16 protein-coding genes are annotated in these 16,904 nt (G+C 63.9%); 4 read left to right on the top strand and 12 right to left on the bottom strand.

Annotated features, from left to right (window positions below; translation table 11 throughout):
* Positions 1–51 precede the first annotated feature (51 nt).
* The 10 genes from pnp to mutY all read right to left on the bottom strand — a co-directional run bounded on the left by pnp (position 52) and on the right by mutY (position 12,272).
* Positions 52–2,265, bottom strand: coding sequence for a polyribonucleotide nucleotidyltransferase (pnp, locus tag ACQRA4_RS03230; RefSeq protein WP_427821765.1), 2,214 nt, complete (start codon positions 2,263–2,265; stop codon positions 52–54).
* 221 nt (positions 2,266–2,486) lie between these two features.
* On the bottom strand, positions 2,487–2,756 hold the full coding sequence (rpsO, locus tag ACQRA4_RS03225) for a 30S ribosomal protein S15 (protein ID WP_427821642.1): 270 nt from the start codon (positions 2,754–2,756) through the stop codon (positions 2,487–2,489).
* A gap of 23 nt (positions 2,757–2,779) precedes the next feature.
* On the bottom strand, positions 2,780–3,727 hold the full coding sequence (gene truB / locus ACQRA4_RS03220; RefSeq protein ID WP_427821641.1) for a tRNA pseudouridine(55) synthase TruB: 948 nt from the start codon (positions 3,725–3,727) through the stop codon (positions 2,780–2,782).
* A gap of 45 nt (positions 3,728–3,772) precedes the next feature.
* Positions 3,773–4,804 carry a DHH family phosphoesterase gene (locus ACQRA4_RS03215; protein ID WP_427821640.1) on the bottom strand — a complete coding sequence of 344 codons (1,032 nt, stop codon included), beginning with the start codon at positions 4,802–4,804 and terminating at the stop codon, positions 3,773–3,775.
* The gene (locus ACQRA4_RS03210) at positions 4,791–5,081 is read right to left on the bottom strand and encodes a DUF503 domain-containing protein (protein ID WP_427821764.1); all 291 of its coding nucleotides are present in this window, start codon (positions 5,079–5,081) and stop codon (positions 4,791–4,793) included. The genes ACQRA4_RS03215 and ACQRA4_RS03210 overlap by 14 nt, the downstream gene beginning before the upstream one ends.
* A gap of 210 nt (positions 5,082–5,291) precedes the next feature.
* Positions 5,292–8,258, bottom strand: coding sequence for a translation initiation factor IF-2 (infB, locus tag ACQRA4_RS03205; RefSeq protein WP_427821639.1), 2,967 nt, complete (start codon positions 8,256–8,258; stop codon positions 5,292–5,294).
* Positions 8,251–8,499 (bottom strand): YlxR family protein, encoded by a 249-nt coding sequence (locus ACQRA4_RS03200; protein ID WP_427821763.1) that lies wholly within the window; start codon positions 8,497–8,499, stop codon positions 8,251–8,253. Before ACQRA4_RS03200 ends, infB begins: the two co-directional genes overlap by 8 nt.
* Before the next feature lie 61 nt (positions 8,500–8,560).
* Positions 8,561–9,907 (bottom strand): transcription termination factor NusA, encoded by a 1,347-nt coding sequence (gene nusA, locus ACQRA4_RS03195; RefSeq protein WP_427821638.1) that lies wholly within the window; start codon positions 9,905–9,907, stop codon positions 8,561–8,563.
* Positions 9,908–9,945: 38 nt separating this feature from the next.
* The gene (gene rimP / locus ACQRA4_RS03190) at positions 9,946–10,647 is read right to left on the bottom strand and encodes a ribosome maturation factor RimP (protein ID WP_427821637.1); all 702 of its coding nucleotides are present in this window, start codon (positions 10,645–10,647) and stop codon (positions 9,946–9,948) included.
* A 392-nt stretch (positions 10,648–11,039) separates the two neighbouring features.
* Positions 11,040–12,272, bottom strand: coding sequence for an A/G-specific adenine glycosylase (gene mutY, locus ACQRA4_RS03185; RefSeq protein WP_427821636.1), 1,233 nt, complete (start codon positions 12,270–12,272; stop codon positions 11,040–11,042).
* A 107-nt stretch (positions 12,273–12,379) separates the two neighbouring features.
* On the opposite strand from mutY, the gene ACQRA4_RS03180 reads away from it, so the two are divergent.
* The gene (locus ACQRA4_RS03180; RefSeq protein WP_427821635.1) at positions 12,380–12,886 is read left to right on the top strand and encodes a peptidylprolyl isomerase; all 507 of its coding nucleotides are present in this window, start codon (positions 12,380–12,382) and stop codon (positions 12,884–12,886) included.
* Positions 12,887–13,023: 137 nt separating this feature from the next.
* Here the strand turns inward: ACQRA4_RS03180 and ACQRA4_RS03175 are convergent, their stop codons facing one another.
* Positions 13,024–13,485: a nuclear transport factor 2 family protein gene (locus ACQRA4_RS03175; protein WP_427821634.1), complete on the bottom strand. Its 462-nt coding sequence runs from the start codon at positions 13,483–13,485 to the stop codon at positions 13,024–13,026.
* Positions 13,486–13,709: 224 nt separating this feature from the next.
* On the opposite strand from ACQRA4_RS03175, the gene cysK reads away from it, so the two are divergent.
* The 3 genes from cysK (at position 13,710) to ACQRA4_RS03160 (ending at position 16,138) form a co-directional block, all read left to right on the top strand.
* Positions 13,710–14,627, top strand: a complete 918-nt coding sequence (gene cysK / locus ACQRA4_RS03170; protein ID WP_427821633.1) for a cysteine synthase A — start codon at positions 13,710–13,712, stop codon at positions 14,625–14,627.
* Between the two features lie 273 nt (positions 14,628–14,900).
* Positions 14,901–15,842 (top strand): chemotaxis protein, encoded by a 942-nt coding sequence (locus ACQRA4_RS03165; RefSeq protein ID WP_427821632.1) that lies wholly within the window; start codon positions 14,901–14,903, stop codon positions 15,840–15,842.
* Positions 15,843–15,922: 80 nt separating this feature from the next.
* Positions 15,923–16,138, top strand: coding sequence for a transposase (locus tag ACQRA4_RS03160; protein ID WP_427821762.1), 216 nt, complete (start codon positions 15,923–15,925; stop codon positions 16,136–16,138).
* Between the two features lie 237 nt (positions 16,139–16,375).
* Here ACQRA4_RS03160 and purN read toward each other — a convergent pair.
* Positions 16,376–16,904: phosphoribosylglycinamide formyltransferase (purN, locus tag ACQRA4_RS03155; protein ID WP_427821631.1), on the bottom strand; the 529-nt coding region annotated here is incomplete at its 5' end.

Here is a 16,904-nt window from a genome sequence, read left to right as displayed (position 1 = left end):
GTGGTTTTTCGCAAATGAACCTAGTGTCTGCTTTTGCAAGCAGGCGCTTCATCAGCGTCGTCCGCCACGGTCACGGCCGCGACCGCCGCGGTCATGCCTGTCGCCCCGGTCGGAGCGGGGCGGGCGGGCGGTTTCCTCGGGGTTCCAGGGATGTCCCTGTTCTTCCAGAAGAACGGCCTTGCGGCTGGCGCGAATGCGGTCGCCGTTGATCTCAATGACCTTGACCAGCATATCCTCGCCCAGACGCGCCACATCGCCGGGCTGCTCCACCCGGTTCACATCCAGCTGGGAGACATGAACCAGGGCTTCCACATTGGGCAGCACTTCCACAATGGCCCCGATCTCCATGACCTTGCGCACCTTGGCCATGTAGTTCCTGCCCAGCTCCGGGCGCTGGTCGTAGTAGGAAACCATTTCGCGGGCTTTTTCCAGGGCCTCGGCCGTGGGCGCGAAAATGGACACCCGGCCGGAATCCTCGATATCGACGGATGCGCCGGTGGCCGCAGTGATGGCCTTGATGTTTTTGCCGCCGGGGCCGATGATCAGGCGGATAATATCCGGGTTCACAAAGATTTCGGCGTGCTGCGGGGCGAAGCGCGAAAGCTCCTTGCGGGGCTCGGCGATGGCCTTGGCCATTTCGGCCAGGATGTGCAGGCGGCCTTCACGGGCCTGCTGCATGGCCGCGCGCATGATGTCCGTGGTCAGGCCGGTGATCTTGATGTCCATCTGCACGCCGGTGACGCCTTCAGCCGTGCCGGCGATCTTGAAGTCCATGTCGCCCAGCGCGTCCTCGTCGCCCAGAATGTCGGTGAGCACGATGAATTTGTCGCCCTCCTTGATCAGGCCCATGGCAACGCCGGCCACCGGCGCGCTGACCGGCACGCCCGCGTCCATCAGAGAGAGAGAGCCGCCGCAGACCGCCGCCATGGAGGAAGAGCCATTGGATTCCATGGTTTCGGCCACCACGCGCAGGGTGAAGGGAAAGTCCGCGTCAGCGGGCAGAATGGGCCGCAGGGATTTTTCCGCCAGAGCGCCGTGGCCGATTTCACGGCGCGACACGCGCACGGGCTTGACCTCGCCCACACAGTAGGGCGGGAAATTGTAATGCAGCATGAAGCGCTTGGTCACGTCGCCGGTGAGCGAATCCATACGCTGTTCGTCCGTGGATGAGCCAAGGGTGGTCACCACCAGCGACTTGGTTTCGCCCCGGCGGAAAAGCGCCGAACCGTGCGCCCTGGGCAACACCCCGGTTTGAATCTGGATGGGCCGCACGCTTCTGGTGTCGCGACCGTCGATGCGCGTGCCCTCGTTGACGATGCGGGCGCGCACCAGGGCTTTTTCCATGCCGCCGAGGATGTCGGCCACGCTCTTCAGCGCGGCTTCGTTCTCGGCCCAGGCCGGATCAGCCTTGAGGGCTTCCATGACCTTGTCTTTCACGGCCTTGCGGGCGTCCTTGCGCGGCAGTTTGTCCGGCACGCGCAGGGCCTCCTCAATGCCGGCCCCGCGGGCCAGTTCCTGCACCCGCGCCACCAGGGCCGGGTCATCCTCATGCGGGGTAAAGGCCATCTTGGCCTTGCCGCAGAGTTCGCGCAAACGAAACTGGGCGTCGATGAGCGGCTGGATTTCCTTGCGGCCCCAGTCCAGGGCTTCAATGATCACATCCTCCGGCAGAAAGCGGGCGTCGCCCTCCACCATGGTCAGGGCGTCGCGCGAAGCCGCGAAGAGAATGTTCAGGTCGCTCTGGGCCTGCTGTTCAAAGGAGGGGTTGAGCACAAACCGGCCGTTGACCCGGCCGATGCGGCCGCCGGCCACCGGCCCTTCAAAGGGCAGCGGCGAAACCATCAGGGCCGCTGACGCGCCGGTGAGGGCCAGCACGTCCGACTCGTTCTCCTGGTCGGCGGAAATGACGCTGGCCAGCACCTGCACGTCTTCATTCAGGCCCTTGGGGAAGAGCGGGCGGATGGGCCGGTCGATAAGGCGCGCCACCAGAGTTTCGCGCTCCGAGGGGCGGCCGATTTCGCGGCGGAAGAAGCTGCCGGGAATGCGGCCGGCGGCGTACATTTTTTCGGAATACTCCACAGTGAGCGGGAAAAAGCCCTTGTCGAACTCCAGCGGCTGGGAGCAGACCGTCACCAGCACCACCGTGCCGCCGCATTGCATCCAGACCGCGCCGTGGGCCTGATTGGCCAGACGGCCGCACTCGAAAACGATTTCCTTGCCGCCCACCTGGGCCGTAACCCTGGCGGGATTGAAAATATCCTGCAACATAGTGATATCCTTTGCTCCTGCGAAGGGGATTCCGGCAAAAACGGGCAAAAGGCGCGCATCCTTCCGCCTGCTTTTCCCGGACCCCCCTTCTCTCGCGTTTATGCCCCGCGGGGCGTGTGATCATGCCGCGCGGCCCCGGGGCGCTTCAACACTGACGCGCCCGGGGCCTGATGCGGCAAGGGGGAGTCTGGCGACCCCCCCTTTTTTTCAGCCAAATATTACTTGCGCAAGCCAAGCTTCTCGATGAGCGCGCGATAACGCTGCACATCCTTCTTTTTCAGGTAGTTCAGAATCTTGCGGCGATGCCCCACCAGCTTGAGCAGGCCGGTACGGGAGTGAAAGTCTTTCTTGTGCACCTTGAAGTGGCCGGTCAGGCCTTCAATGCGCGCGGTGAGCAGCGCCACCTGAACTTCCGGGGAACCCGTGTCGCCCTCATGCTTGGCGTGGGCGTCAATGACCGTTTTTTTCTGTTCAGCATCCATAACCACAGCAGTACTCCTCAAGGATGAAGTTAGTTCCAAAGCCCCCGCAACACGGCCCAGCAAGGCCCGCCAGGCGCTGCTTTGCGCCGCGCCAGGGCCAGGGCCTCGCCCCGGTCCAGCAGCAGCGCCGCTTCCCCGCCGCCCGACGGCAGCGACGCGCAACGCACGGCGATGCCGTTACGAACCTGCCGCGCCTGTTCCGGCGTGAGCTCCACCCTGGGCCAGTGCGGCAAGGCCTCGGCGATAGGGCGCAGGCTTGCGGCCAGCAGGGCGGGATCAGCCGTGAGGTCCCGCAGGTCGCGGGCGGCGTCAAGGCCGAAGGGGTGACTGTACTCCCGGGTCAGTTCCGTGAGCACGGCTCCGCATCCCAGTCGCATCCCCAAGCTGTGGGCCAGGGAGCGTATATAGGTGCCGGAACTGCAAGCGACCCGAAAGCGTACAAGCGGCAGGCTCACATCAAGCGTGTCCGCCTGTGAAATTTCCACGCGTTTGACCTTGGCGGGAGCCGCCGCGCCCTTGCGCGCCAGCCTGTACAGGGGCTGGCCCTCGTGCTTGGCCGCCGAATAGGGCGGCACGGGCTGCTCGCGCGTTTCGCGCCAGAGGGCGATCTCGCGGCGCACGTCGTCTTCGCTGACATGCTCCCATGCGGCCTCGGCCAGGATATTCCCCTGACAGTCCCAGGTGTCCGTGGTCTGGCCCAGGCGCAGAACGCCGCTGTAAATCTTACCGCCGCCCGCCATCAGGTGTGAGGAAAGTTTGGTGGCCTGGCCCAGCAACACCAGCAGCACGCCTGACGCCAATGGGTCCAGCGTGCCGGCGTGGCCGATCTTTTTCTGCCCCAGACGCTTGAGCGCCGCCAGACAGCGGGCCGATGTGGGCCCCGAGGGCTTGTTCAGCACCAGCACCCCGTGCAGTTGCGGCAGCGGTTGGGCCTGGCGCGGGCGGGGCGCGGCGGTCGTCATTTCTTCATCGGGCATACGTAAACCAGCATCATAGCCGCAGAACGGTCTGAAGTCAAAATGTTATCGCGCCGCGGCGGACGCGGCGTCTTCTTTGTCCAGCTGGGCGTTGATGGCGGCCAGCAGCGTCGAGGCGGCCTGCTCCGGCATCTGGTTCAGAGCGCCGCCCGCCGCGTTGAGGTGCCCGCCCCCGCCCAGAGCGGCCGCCGTGGCGCGCACATCCGTATCGCCATAGGAGCGCAGGCTGAACCTGCATATTCCTGGCTCTTCCTCACGCAGCACGGCAGCCACGCGCACGCCGCCCAGCCGTCGCAACTGATCCACAAAGCCTTCCAGGTCTTCCTTGAGGGCCCGGCATTGGCGCAGGTCTTTCAGCGTCACCAGGCAGAAGGCCACTTCGCCGCCGCGTTCCAGACGCGCGCGTTCCATGAGTCTGCCCCAGAGGCGCATGCGGCCCAGGGTCCAGTTGTTTTCCAGGCGTTCGCGCAGCTCCGTCAGGTTGCAGCCGTTCTCCACCAGGTGCGCGCAGAGGGCGAAGACAGCGGCGCTGGTGTTGCCGTGGCAGAAACCGCCCGTGTCAGTGATGACGCCCAGGGCCACGGCGCGGGCCAGGTCGCCTTGCAGCGGCAAGCCCGCGGCCAGAGCGATGTAAGCCATGAGCTGGGCTGTGGCCGCCGCCGCCGGCTCCACCCAGTTGGCCAGGCTGCCCATGCCGTCTCCGCCCAGGTGATGATCAATATTCAGCGTTGTGAAGTCGGGCAGGCGTTCGGCCAGTTCCCCGCCCAGGCGGTGGGGCTCGCCGCAGTCCAGCAGCAGGGCGCAACGCGGCGTGAAGGGCAGATGCTCCAGGCTGGTGCGCACCGTGCCGGGCAGGGGGAAAAACCGGAGATACTGCGGCAGGCCGGTACCGCTGTAAAGAATGAATTCCTTGCCCAGAGCGCGCAGAATATGCCCGGCGGCGGCCAGGGAGCCCACGGCGTCGCCGTCGGGATGAACATGGCCGGCCAGCAGCACGCGATCCAGCCCACGCAGGGCCGCGACCATACGGAATGCGCCGTCGTAAAAGCGCGCCGGAATCAGTTCAGTCTGTGGCATAAATCTCTACTTGGCTGTTAACCATCTCTTCGGGGCAGACCGCTTCCATCATCAGAGCGCATTTGTCCATGCGGCTGCGGAGATGGGTCTCGCTGTTGGAAATGGAAGCCACGGCCAGGCGCAGGCGCGTGAGGCTGTCTTCGGTGCCGGCCTCGGCGATGGCCACATTGAATTTGTTGCGGGTTTTCTGCTTCAGACTGTTGGCGACGCGGCGCTTGGCCTTGAGATTGTCGTTGCCGTCCAGGCTGAATTCGACAGTCAGAACCGCCATGAACATGGACATAAATTGAGATTTGACTCCGGCTTGGGCTTTTGTTGAGCCGCGATGGTTTGGCGAAAAACAATCTTTTTTCCGCGGCGCTCCTGCGAAAGCGGGCCCGCGAAAAGCCGCCGGCAAGAGCGCCGGAGGAAAAAAGAGCGTTTTTCGTTGCATTACCCGGCAATGCAAACCGGCCGGGCCGAGGCCCGGCCGGAGCAATCGCAATCATTACAGCGTGGCGGCTTCTTCCACGGTTTCAAAGGCTTCGATAATGTCGCCGATCTTGACATCATTGAAGTTTTCGAGGCCCACGCCGCATTCATTGCCCTTGACCACTTCCTTGGCGTCATCCTTGAAGCGCTTGAGCGACAGAATCTTGCCGGTATACACCACCACGCCGTCGCGCAGCAGCCGCACCCCCGCATTGCGGGCGATCTTGCCGTCAGCCACATACGAGCCGGCAATGACGCCCACCTTGGGCACGCTGAAGGTGTCGCGCACCTCGGCCTGACCCAGATATACCTCGCGTTGCACCGGGGCCAGCAGACCGGCCATGGCGCTTTTGATATCGTCTATCAGTTTGTAGATGATATCGTAGTAGCGAATGTCCACATTTTCATGTTCGGCCACATCCTTGATTTTGGAGGTGGGCCGCACGTTGAAGCCGATGATGATGGCCTTGGAGGCCGACGCCAGCAGAATGTCGGATTCGGTGATGGCGCCGGCGCCGCCGTGCACCACGTTGAGGCGCACCTTGTCCGTGCTCTGCTTGTTCAGGGCCTCGGTGATGGCCTCCAGGCTGCCCTGCACATCGGCCTTGAGCACCAGATTAAGGGTCAGGGCTTCCTGATCCGAAGCCCGCTGGGAGAGGAAGGTCTCCAGCGTTATCCTGGATTCGGAGGCCAGGTCGCGTTCGCGTTGCTTGGCCGCGCGGGAATCGGCAATGCGGCGGGCCAGCTTTTCGTCGGCCACCACAAAAAATTCCTCGCCGGCTTCAGGCACGCCTTCAAAGCCCTGCACCTCCACCGGCAGGGAGGGCCCGGCCTCCTTGACTTTTTTGCCCTGGTCGCTGGTCAGGGCGCGCGCGCGGCCTGAGAACGGGCCGCAAACGAAGTTGTCGCCCTGCTTGAGCGTGCCTTCCTGAATCAGCACCGTGGCAATGGGGCCGCGCCCCTTGTCCAGCCTGGCTTCCACAATATGGCCACGGGCCGCCTTGTCCGGGTTGGCCTTGAGCTCCATGATTTCCGATTGCAGGGCCACCATCTCCAGCAGGTCGTCCAGCCCTTCGCGGGTCTTGGCCGACACTTTGGCCACAATGGTGTCGCCGCCCCAATCCTCGGGCTGGAGGCCCAGTTCGGAAAGTTCGCGCAGCACGCGATCCGGGTCCGCGCCGGGTTTGTCCATCTTGTTCACAGCCACCATGATGGGCACGTTGGCCGCGCGCGAGTGGTTGATGGCCTCGCGGGTCTGCTCCATAACGCCGTCATCGGCGGCCACCACCAGAATGACCAGGTCCGTGACCTGCGCGCCGCGCGCCCGCATGGCCGTGAAGGCCTCGTGGCCGGGCGTGTCCAGAAAGACGATGTCGCCGCGTTTGGTTTTCACATGGTAGGCGCCGATGTGCTGGGTGATGCCGCCCGCCTCGCCGCTGGTCACGTTGGACTTGCGAATGGCGTCCAGCAGTGAGGTCTTGCCGTGGTCCACATGGCCCATGATGGTCACCACCGGCGGACGCGGCTTGAGGGTTTCGGGCGCGTCAACCTCCTTGGGGGCCAGATAGTCCTCTTCGGAGAAGCCGGCCTTTTCCACCTCATAGCCGAATTCGGCGGCTACCAGAGTGGCCGTGTCAATATCCAGAGACTGGTTGATGGTGGTCATCACGCCCAGGCCGAAGAGCACCTTGATGATCTCGTTGGCCTTGAGACCCATCTGGTGGGCCATGTCCGCCACGCGAATGGCCTCTGCGACGCGTATTTTGCGCTTGGCCGCCTTCAGGGGCTGCGTGGTCTGGGGCGCAACGGGCTTGCCGCCCTTGCGGCGGCCCTTGCCCCGGTTCAGCCGCGGCGCGTCATCGTCGTCCTGATGACGGCCGAAATCGCCCTGCTGAAAATCCACGGTGCGGCGGCCCTTGAGCCGCTTTTTCTTGCTCTGGCCGTCGCGGCCGTCCGCGGGCTGGGCGGGCGCGGGCTGGGCAAAGCCGCCGGGTCTGCCGGGGCCGCCGGGGCGTCCCCCCCCCGGTCCGGCCGGTCTGCCGGGCGCGCCCGCGCGGGGAGCGCGCGAGCCGTCGCCGGATCGTCCGGAACCGCCGGGGCGAAAGCCGGAAGCGGCGCGCGGGGCGGGGCGGCTGTCTTGCGAGCCGGGCGCGGGGCGTGAAATGATGCGCACCTGGGGCGCGGCGGGTTCGACGCGGGAAGCGCGGCGCGGCGCGGCCTCAGCGGCGTCGGCCCCCTCAGCGGCCGAGGCGTTCGCCTGTTGATTTTCGGCGTGGGAATCGACCGCGCGCGGGGGCAGGGTCGGCGCGGAAGAACCTTCAGGCATGGCCGAAGCGTCGGGACGGGCCAGCCGGGAAGTTTTGGCGCTTTTTTCCGGGGTTTCGGCGGGGGGAATATCAACCGGAACCACGGGATCGGCGGTTTTTTCTTCCACAACGGGGGCGTCCTGCGTCACTGGCCCGGCGGCCCTGTCAGTGGCCGCGGGGCGCGCGACTTCGTCGCCGGGGCGGCTGATGACGCGCGCCGCGGCCACCACGCGGGCGGTCTTTCGCGCTTTGGGCGCGGGGGCGTCCGCACCCGCCGTCGCGGGCGCGGCGTCATCGTTCGCGGCGGATGCTACCGGGAGGCCGTCAGCCGCCTCGGCCTTGCCCCCGCTCGCGGCCGCCTCGGGCGCGCTTTCCGCTTCGGGCCGGGCCGGCGGAGCGGCTTCAGCCCCGGGGGCTTTCGCTTCGGGCGCGGGAGCCGCGCCGGCCTCTTTGCGGCGGCGGCGCACGATGACATTGGGCTGAACCTCCGTGCGCTCCACATCGCCCTGCTTCTGCCCGGCAAAGTAGCCGCGCAGGCGGGTCGCATCCTCCACGGATACGGAACCGGCGGTGCTCTTGGCCGGCAGGCCAAGTTCACGCAGGGCGCGCAGCATGTCTTTGGACTGCACGTCAAGCTCTCCGGCGAGATCCTTTATCTTGATTTTTTCTTCAGGCATGTTTACCCCCCTTCTCAAGGCTGTCGCCAGCCGTACCGCGCGTTTTCCGCCTGGCGGCCGCCGCGCGCCGTGTACCGGGCCTGTATTTGGCGAATTTTTGTTCGCAGACAGGATCGGAACACACATACCAGCCCCTGCCCGGTCTGGTTTTTTCCGCGTCAATACTCAAATTTCCCTGTGCTGTCAGCACATGGCGGTTCAGCTCGTTCTTGGCGAAGCGGCGGCGGCAGATCACGCACATTCGCACCGGCCCTTCAGGTCTTCCCGGGCTGTCAGCGCCACGGGCCCCCACGAGCGGGGTCTTATTTTTCGGCATCGCCGCTCCCGGCGTCTTCCGCGCTTTCCGGCGTCGCTTCGGTCCCGCTTTCGGGGCGCCCCAGCTCCACAGCCGAAGATTCAGGCGCGCTTTCCACCACCGGCGCCAGGAAGTTGATGGCGGAGCGCAGATCCGAAATGCGTGACGCGCTGATGGTCAGCTTGTCGGCCAGCTCCTCGTCGCTGGCTTCACGCAGCGCGTCCAGCGAGGAGTAACCCGCTTCCAGCAGGGCTTCGATGGAGACTTCCGCCACGCTGGCCACCTGCTCCAGACCGTGGCCGATGGCGTTGGCCTCGTTGTAGCGGGTTTCGGTGAAGATATCGACCTTCCAGCCCAGCAGGCGCGCGGCCAGCTTGACGTTTTGCCCCTTGCGGCCGATGGCGTTGGTGAGCTGGTCGTCGGGCACGATGACTTCCAGGAGATTCTCCTCTTCATCCACCACGATGCGCGAAACCAGGGCCGGGGCCAGGGCGTTGCGGGCGTATGTGGCTATTTCGGGGCTCCAGACCACAATATCGATGCGCTCGCCGCGCAGCTCCTGCACGATATTCTGGATGCGCGAACCGCGCACGCCCACGCAGGCGCCCACCGGGTCCACATCACGTTCACGCGAGAGCACCGCCACCTTGGCGCGTGAGCCGGGGTCGCGGGCCACGCCCATAATCTGCACCACGCCGTCATCCACTTCAGGCACTTCACGGCGGAACAGGGCGGCCATGTAGTCGCGGTGCGCGCGCGAGATGACCACCTGCGGGCCGCGTCCTTCCTTGCGCACCTCGATGATCAGGGCCTGCACGCGGTCGCCGCGCTTGTAATGCTCGCGCGGAATCTGTTCTTCGCGGGGCAGAATGGCCTCGGTGCGGCCCAGGTTGACCACCCAGCCGCCCTTGTCGCGGCGCTGGATGATGCCGGAGACGATTTCGCCCACGCGGTCCTTGTATTCCTCGTAAATGATTTCCTGCTCGGCGTCGCGCATGCGCTGGATGATGACCTGCTTGGCGGATTGGGCCGCAATGCGCCCCAGGTCCTCCACCTTGACCCGGAAGCCCATTTCGTCGTCCAGTTGCACAGAGGGGTCATGCTCGCGGGCCTTGGCCAGCGCGATCTGGGTATCCTCATTGGCCACGTCGTCGTCTTCCACCACGATTTTGAACTGGTAAACCTCAATGTCGCCGGTATCGTCATTGTAGGTCACTTCCACGTCCATATCTTCGCTGAAGCGGCGCAGCACCGAAGTGCGCACGGCGTCTTCCAGCGTGTCGATGAGCATATCGCGGTCAAGGCCCTTGTCTTTGCTGATCTGGTCAATGGCCTTTTTGAGTTCAAGATTCATGTCTGCCTCCGACTGCCGCGCCTGGCGGCGTAAAATCGCTATTTGGCTTCAGGTGACGCACTGTTGCGAGTGTCGCGGGAACCTTTGCCGCCTTCTTTTTTCGGCCCCTTGCCGGCCCTTTTTCCGGGCCCCTTGCCGGGTTTGACCGGCTGACGGAAAATATGCATGCGGCTGGCGCGACGCACTTCCGCCCAGGGCAAACGCACGGGGGGCAGCGCCTCCGGGCGGATTTCCCCCTCGGCCGAAACCGCGACGGGCTCCAGCACAAAGGCGTCCGCCTCCACGGCGATGAGCCTGCCGCGCCAGAGGCGGCGGGGGGCCGCCCCGGATTCCGCGCCGCCTTCGGGCGCGCGAGGCGCATGCAGCCGCGCCTCCACCACGTCGCCCAGGTAGGGGCGCATCTGCCCAAGGCTGAAAAAAAGACGGCTGAGACCCGGCGTGGATACTTCCAGCACATAGGCTGAGGGTACGGCGTCTTCCACCTCCAGGGCCAGCCCCAGATGGCGTGAAATTTCTTCGCACTGGTCAATGCCGGCCGAGCCGGGGGCTTCGCCCCGCCCTTCGCCGGGCGGGAGGGCCGGGGCGGAATCTTCCGGTCCGCGCGCGGGCGCATCCACAAAGAGGCGCAGCACCATGCGACCGGCCTGGGCCACCTCCACCCCCCAGATGACCAGCCCCAGAGCGCGAACCACAGGCTCGGCCAGGCGAATGACGGTTTCTTTGAGAACGGTTTCGTTCATAGCATCCTTAAAAAGCGATGGCGTCGCGAGGGGCCAGCCCGCGGCCTGCCGCGGGGACAAAAAAAAGGGGGCCCATTCAGGCCACCCCGTTGTGAACATGACGTCCTGCATCAGGATGTGACGGCTTGCGCCAAAGCGCCAGTCGTCTTGAATTTTTTCCAATTACCATCAGTGGCGGGCGCTGTCAAGTATCGCCGGCGGTAAAACACAGGCCGGATACAGCCAAAAGAATCTTCATTTCTGGAAGATACGCCAGTCGTCGACGAAAAGGCCGCTTTTGACGGATGCTCACGGCAAACCGCCGCCCGCCGAAATGCAAAACAGATACGGTCGCCCTGTCGGCAAGGGCGGGAGGGCGCGCGGCGTTTCTTGCGTCCGCCCATGGCGGTGGGCTATGCGCCCGGCAGGCGGCGCCCGGCGGCGGCAAAAATCCGGTCCGCAAGCTTGCGGTGGGCCGCGGGCATGGCCAGGGCCTCCAGTTCCCGAGGCGTGGCCCAGCGCCAGGCGCTGGCCGCCGTGAGCAGCGGCGGGGCCGGAGCTTCCTCCGGGTCGCCGCCGGCCATGCTGAGGGCGAAACAGTGCAGGGTGATTTTATAGGTGGTGTAGCCGTGGCGGATGACGCCATATTTGCTGTCCACACTCACGGCGAAACCGGTTTCTTCCGAAAATTCGCGCACAATGGCGGCATCCGGGCTTTCGCCCGGTTCCACCCGACCGCCGGGAAATTCCCAGAGATTGCCCCAGACGCCGGAGGGCAGCCGCTTTTGCACAAAAATTTTGTCGTTGCGGCGCAGCACGCCGGTGACCACTTCAATGGGCGTGATGGGCGCGCGTTTGCCGGGGGCCGGGCGCTGATCCACAATGCCCAGATGCAGGCTGATGCAGAAGGCGGCCAGCGGGCAGGCCGCGCAGCGCGGTTTTTTGCCGCAGACCAAGGCCCCCAGCTCCATCATGGCCTGATTGTGCTCGCGGGCCTTGCCTTCAGGCACCAGGCGCAGCGCCCAGGCCCGCACGGCCGAGGCCGCCGGCTCCTGCCTGACCGGCGTGTCCAGGTCAAAAACGCGGGCCAGCACCCGTTCCACATTGGCGTCCACACAGGGCAGTTTTTCGCCGAAGGCGATGCTGGCGATGGCACCGGCCGTATACGGCCCCACGCCGGGCAGCGCGCGGATGTCCTCCAGTGCGGCGGGGAAAACGCCGCCATGCTTGTTCATGATCTGACGGGCGGCGGCCAGCGCGTGACGGGCGCGCGAATAATAGCCCAGACCTTCCCAAAGGCGCAGCACCTCCTCTTCGGAGGCGGCGGCCAGCGAGGCCACGTCTGGAAAGCGGGCCATCCAGCGCGTAAAATAGCTCACGCCGCGTTCCATTTGGGTTTGCTGAAGCATGACCTCGGAAATCCAGACCTCGTAGGGCGTATAGTTGACGCGCCAGGGCAGGGGCCGCTGGTGCGCCGCGAACCAGGTCAGCAGCGCCTGCCGCAGTTGCGGCAGATGCGCGTCGGGCGGCAGATGGCGTGGCGGGACAAAGGCGGACGACGCGGGTTCAAGACCGGGCAGGGCGGCCGGCACGGCCCGCGGTCGCGTTGCGCCGCGCGTTGTGGAGGATCTGGCTGTTCTGGACATGGGCCGCAGTGTATACCCGGCTTGCGGCATTGTCATCCGGCCCGGCCTGGCCTATATTGCAAAAACGGCCCGCGTCGGGCCGGAATATTCCCCATCAAGGAGCAGGCATGGCTAATCCCACCGTATTGCTGGAAACCTCGTCCGGCGATATCCTGATTGAACTTTTTCAGGACAAGGCCCCCAAAACCGTCGCCAACTTTCTGCGGTATGTGGACGACGGCTTTTATGAAAATACCATCTTCCACCGCGTGATACCCGGTTTCATGATTCAGGGCGGCGGTCTGGGCGCGCGCATGGACGAAAAGGCCACCCGCGAGCCTGTGCAGAATGAGGCCGACAACGGTCTGAAAAACGAGCGCGGCTCCATCGCCATGGCTCGCACGCGTGATCCGCACAGCGCCACGGCCCAGTTTTTCATCAATCTGGTGGACAATGATTTTCTGAATCACAGCCAGCCCAGCCTGGACGGCTGGGGCTACTGCGTGTTCGGCAAAGTTGCCGACGGCATGGATGTGGTGGACAAGATCGCCAAGGTCAAGACCAAGAGCATGGGCATGCATGAAAATGTGCCCGTTGACATGGTTCTGATCACCGGCGCGAGCCGTTTTGAATAGAGCCTGAAGCGGCCAGGCGTTGCGCCTGCCGAAAGTTTCTGCGCTCTCCATGCGCTAGCGCGCTGGAGGCGTGGAAAACAAAAAGTCCGCCGCTGCCTTTGGGCAGCGGCGGACTTTTTGTCGCGGCGCCGGCGGGTTTACCTGATCTTGCAGTTGCCGTCCTGGCAGTCGTCGCTGGGTTCCACAGGCGTGGCCTGAAACAGCGCCACCTGCTCAACGCCGTTATTATTGGCGAGCACCATGCTGAAGCGCATCAGGCCCTGCGGCAGGGCGGGCGTGGCCGTTCCCTTGAAATGGCCGTTGGCCGTGAGCAGCCTGGTATTGCCGACCTGGGTTTCACGCACATTGGTGAGCGTCAGACGATCCACGACCAGCTTTTTGCTCTTGATGCCGGCGATGAAGTTTTCCTTGTCCTGAATGTGACCATTGGAGCTGACGTGCCAGTAGTTGGGCGCCAGCAGTTTTTCCAGAACCGGTATATCGCCGGTCATCACGGCTTCGGTATACAGGGCCACGGTATCGGCTTTGGCGTGCGCCACACCGCCGGCAAGGCAAAGGGCCAGAGCCAGAAAAAGCGACGCCAGCTGTATGAATTTCATGATATTTCCTCCATAAAATCAAAGGGTTGTTGCCGGGCAACGCCGGTTCCGCACCAATGGACGCTTTCTTTACGGCGAGTCGTTCCGTCTGTCAAGAGGGCGAGGGAACTATTTGCCAAGCGGCACGCTTTCCACTACCTTATATCTAAGCGGCATCTGCAAAAAGTAAATGCCGGCGACGCTTTCGAAGCCGATGCATCCAATCGCACATGTGAGGCAATAGTATGTTGACCACTCTCTTGCAGACTATCGGCAATACGCCCCTGCTTCGCCTTGGGCTTTCGCGCGACCTGCCGGGCACTGTCTGGCTGAAGCTGGAAAACCGTAACCCCGGCGGCTCCATCAAGGACCGGGTGGCCTTTCACATGATCGAGCGCGCCCTGTCGCGGGGCGAACTGAAGCCCGGCGGCCTGCTGGTGGAGGCCACCAGCGGCAACATGGGCATCGGCATGGCCCTGGTGGCCGCCGCGCGCGGCCTGCGCTGCGTGCTGACCATGCCCGAATCCATGAGTCTGGAGCGCCGCAATCTGCTCAGGGCGCTGGGCGCTGAGCTCAGGCTCACGCCCGCGGGCGAGGGCATGAGCGGGGCCGTGCGGGAGGCGCGGCGCATCGCCGAGAGCGCCGGGGGTCGCATTCTGGGCCAGTTTGCCAACCCGGAAGCCGTGGAGGCCCATTATCAGACTACCGGGCCGGAGATATACAAGGACAGCGTGGGCAAAATGGATGTTCTGGTGGCCGGCGTGGGGTCGGGTTCGTCCATTACCGGCGCGGGGCGTTTTTTGAAAGAGAGCATCCCCGGCTTCAGGGTGGTGGCCGTGGAACCCAGGGATTCGCCTGTGCTTTCCGGCGGCAAGCCGGGGGCGCATCTGATTCAGGGCATTGGCGCGGGCTTTGTGCCGGAAATTCTGGACCGTTCTCTGCTGGACGAGATCATGCCGGTTGATGGACAGGCGGCCATTCACATGGCTCGCAGGCTCATGGGCGTCGAGGGCGTCTGCGCGGGCATTTCCACCGGGGCCAATGTGCTGGCCGCGCTGGATGTGGCGGCGCGGCCCGAAATGCGTGGCAGGAACATCGTCACCTTTGCCTGTGATACCGGCGAGCGCTACATGTCCACGGCTCTGTTTCAGAATCAGGGCTGACGTTCAGACATGCGGGCGGCGGGTCGGCTTATTTGCCGGATCGCCGCTAATCTTTTTCGGAGAACGACCGATAAGGAGACTCAACGGCACAGGAGGCTTGCACCGTCGGGTTCGCATCCTGAATGTTTTTATTTGACTTTCAAATAAAAAGGGCATGAGTTTTGTCTTATTTGCCGGCGGCGGCGCGAACGCGGTCGCGCATCCCGGTTCCGGCATGGAGCCCGGAAGCGGAATTACCTGTCCGCGCGGCGTCCCCGCATATGGAGTGGCTATATGGCGCAAACCAATATTTTGCTGGAAACCGGCACCAATGAGCTGGAAATCGTGGAATTTTACGTCAATCAGGACGGCTACGAAGCGCACTACGGCCTGAATGTGGCCAAAGTTGTGGAAATCGGACGGCGGCAGACAGTCACCGCCATGCCGGAAATGCGCCATAAAGCTCTGCTGGGGGCCTTTCCCCATCGCAACGGTCGCATCGTGCCGCTCATTGACATGGCCCTGTTTCTGGGCAGCGAGCCCATTACCAACGAAGACGCCAAGGTCATCGTTACCGAGTTCAATACGGTCTGCACGGGCTTTCTGGTATCGGGCGTCAACCGCATCTACCGTCTGAGCTGGACGGATGTGGAAGCGCCGGGCAATTTTTTGCAGAACGTCAGCCGCAGTTCGGTGACGGGCGTGGTGCGCCTGGAAGAGCGGGTCATCTTTCTGCTGGATCTGGAAGCCATTGTGGCCGAGCTGCATCCGGCCATGGCCATCAGCTTTGAAGGGGCCGCCGTGAGCGATACCGACGGCAAGACCTATGACATTCTGCATGTGGACGATTCCAGCAGCATTCGCTCTCTGGTGCAGGATCTGCTCGCCAGGGAGGGGCGCTTCAACCTCACGCAGCGCGTCAACGGCCAGGAGGCATGGGATTATCTGCAGGAATTGCGCGCACGCAGCGAGGAGGAGGGCAAGCCTATCTCTTCGTATGTGCAGGGCATCATCACCGATATTGAAATGCCCTCCATGGACGGTTTGGCCCTCTGCAAGCGGATCAAGGAAGACCCGGTGCTGAAGCGCCTGCCGGTGGCCATCTTTTCTTCCATGATCAATGACAGCCTGGCCCGCAAATGCGCCAGCGTGGGCGCGGACGCCCAGTACACCAAGCCGGATCTCAAGGCTCTTTCGGAAAAGCTGTATGAGCTGATCACCAAAACCTGGACCTAAAATCGGCTGCTTTAGCCCGACTTGCCGCGCCCGCCGCCGGAATTCCCGGCGGCGTTTTTTTTTGGGGGGGGGCGGCGGGGCTGCCCCGGGCGCGGCGGATCAGGCGGCCGGGCAAAAAACGGGCGCGAAAAACCTCGGTGGCCTATGACAAGAAACTTTACAAACAGCGGCACAAAATAGAAATCATGTTTGGCAGACGCAAGGATTGGCGCGAAATTGCCACGCGTTATGACCGCTGCGCCCACACTTTCTTGTTCGCTATTTGCATCGCTGCCATTGTCATCTTTTGTATTTAATGAGTCCTGAACCTAGTTGCAAAAATTCTGCACAGAATTCTGTGGAGAATTTTTGCAGGATCGTTCGCGACGTGGTTTTTCGCGAATGAACCCGGCTACGCCGCCGCAAAATCCTTGCGGGTTTAGAACCAACCCCGTAAAAAGATTGCGCTATCTTTGCATCTGCCGCAGAGAGATTTTCTCTATCCGTCCAAAGCGAAGCGGAGAGCGGCCTTTCTCCGCGTCGGGGGGCTGGCCTTAAAAACCTTCTTCCAGGGGCGGCCAGACCAGCCAGTGCCCGTCCGGCTTCAGGGCGGGCCGCGCGCCCGGCGTCAGAAGCACCTGGCGACCCTGCGTGCTGATGCGCCCCTCGGCGAACCACTGCAGCGCCTGCGGATAGATGCGGTGCTCCAGAGCGTGAATGCGGTTCATCAGACTGTCCAGAGGCTCTCCGGCCTCCGCGGGCACGGCGGCCTGGATGATCACCGGGCCGCTGTCCATCTTTTCTTCCACAAAATGCACGGTGCAGCCGGAAATTCTGACCCCGTAGGCCTGGGCGTCGGCCCCGCCGCGCACGCCCGGAAAGCTGGGCAGCAATGCCGGATGAATGTTGATGACGCGCCCGGCAAAGGCTTCCAGAAAAACGGAGGAGAGCAGGCGCATATAGCCGGCCAGCACGATGAGTTCCGCGCCGCTTTCGCGCAGGGCGGCGACGAGCCGCCGGTCAAAGCTCTCCCGGTCGGGAAAGCGGGTGTGGTCCAGAGTCAGGCGCGGCAGCCCGGCCCTG

Source organism: Desulfovibrio sp. SGI.169, from assembly GCF_050313595.1.
GTDB lineage: Bacteria > Desulfobacterota > Desulfovibrionia > Desulfovibrionales > Desulfovibrionaceae > Desulfovibrio.
The sequence above is the reverse complement of the archived record's forward strand: the minus strand, read 5'-3'. Positions and strand labels throughout refer to the sequence as shown.

Coding starts and splice junctions, on each gene's coding strand:
- truB (WP_427821641.1), bottom strand. CDS start 3,727: ATGCCCGATGAAGAAATGACGACCGCCGCGCCCCGCCCGCGCCAGGCC.
- ACQRA4_RS03215 (WP_427821640.1), bottom strand. CDS start 4,804: ATGCCACAGACTGAACTGATTCCGGCGCGCTTTTACGACGGCGCATTC.
- ACQRA4_RS03210 (WP_427821764.1), bottom strand. CDS start 5,081: ATGTTCATGGCGGTTCTGACTGTCGAATTCAGCCTGGACGGCAACGAC.
- infB (WP_427821639.1), bottom strand. CDS start 8,258: ATGCCTGAAGAAAAAATCAAGATAAAGGATCTCGCCGGAGAGCTTGAC.
- ACQRA4_RS03200 (WP_427821763.1), bottom strand. CDS start 8,499: ATGTGCGTGATCTGCCGCCGCCGCTTCGCCAAGAACGAGCTGAACCGC.
- nusA (WP_427821638.1), bottom strand. CDS start 9,907: ATGAATCTTGAACTCAAAAAGGCCATTGACCAGATCAGCAAAGACAAG.
- rimP (WP_427821637.1), bottom strand. CDS start 10,647: ATGAACGAAACCGTTCTCAAAGAAACCGTCATTCGCCTGGCCGAGCCT.
- mutY (WP_427821636.1), bottom strand. CDS start 12,272: ATGTCCAGAACAGCCAGATCCTCCACAACGCGCGGCGCAACGCGACCG.
- ACQRA4_RS03180 (WP_427821635.1), top strand. CDS start 12,380: ATGGCTAATCCCACCGTATTGCTGGAAACCTCGTCCGGCGATATCCTG.
- ACQRA4_RS03175 (WP_427821634.1), bottom strand. CDS start 13,485: ATGAAATTCATACAGCTGGCGTCGCTTTTTCTGGCTCTGGCCCTTTGC.
- cysK (WP_427821633.1), top strand. CDS start 13,710: ATGTTGACCACTCTCTTGCAGACTATCGGCAATACGCCCCTGCTTCGC.
- ACQRA4_RS03165 (WP_427821632.1), top strand. CDS start 14,901: ATGGCGCAAACCAATATTTTGCTGGAAACCGGCACCAATGAGCTGGAA.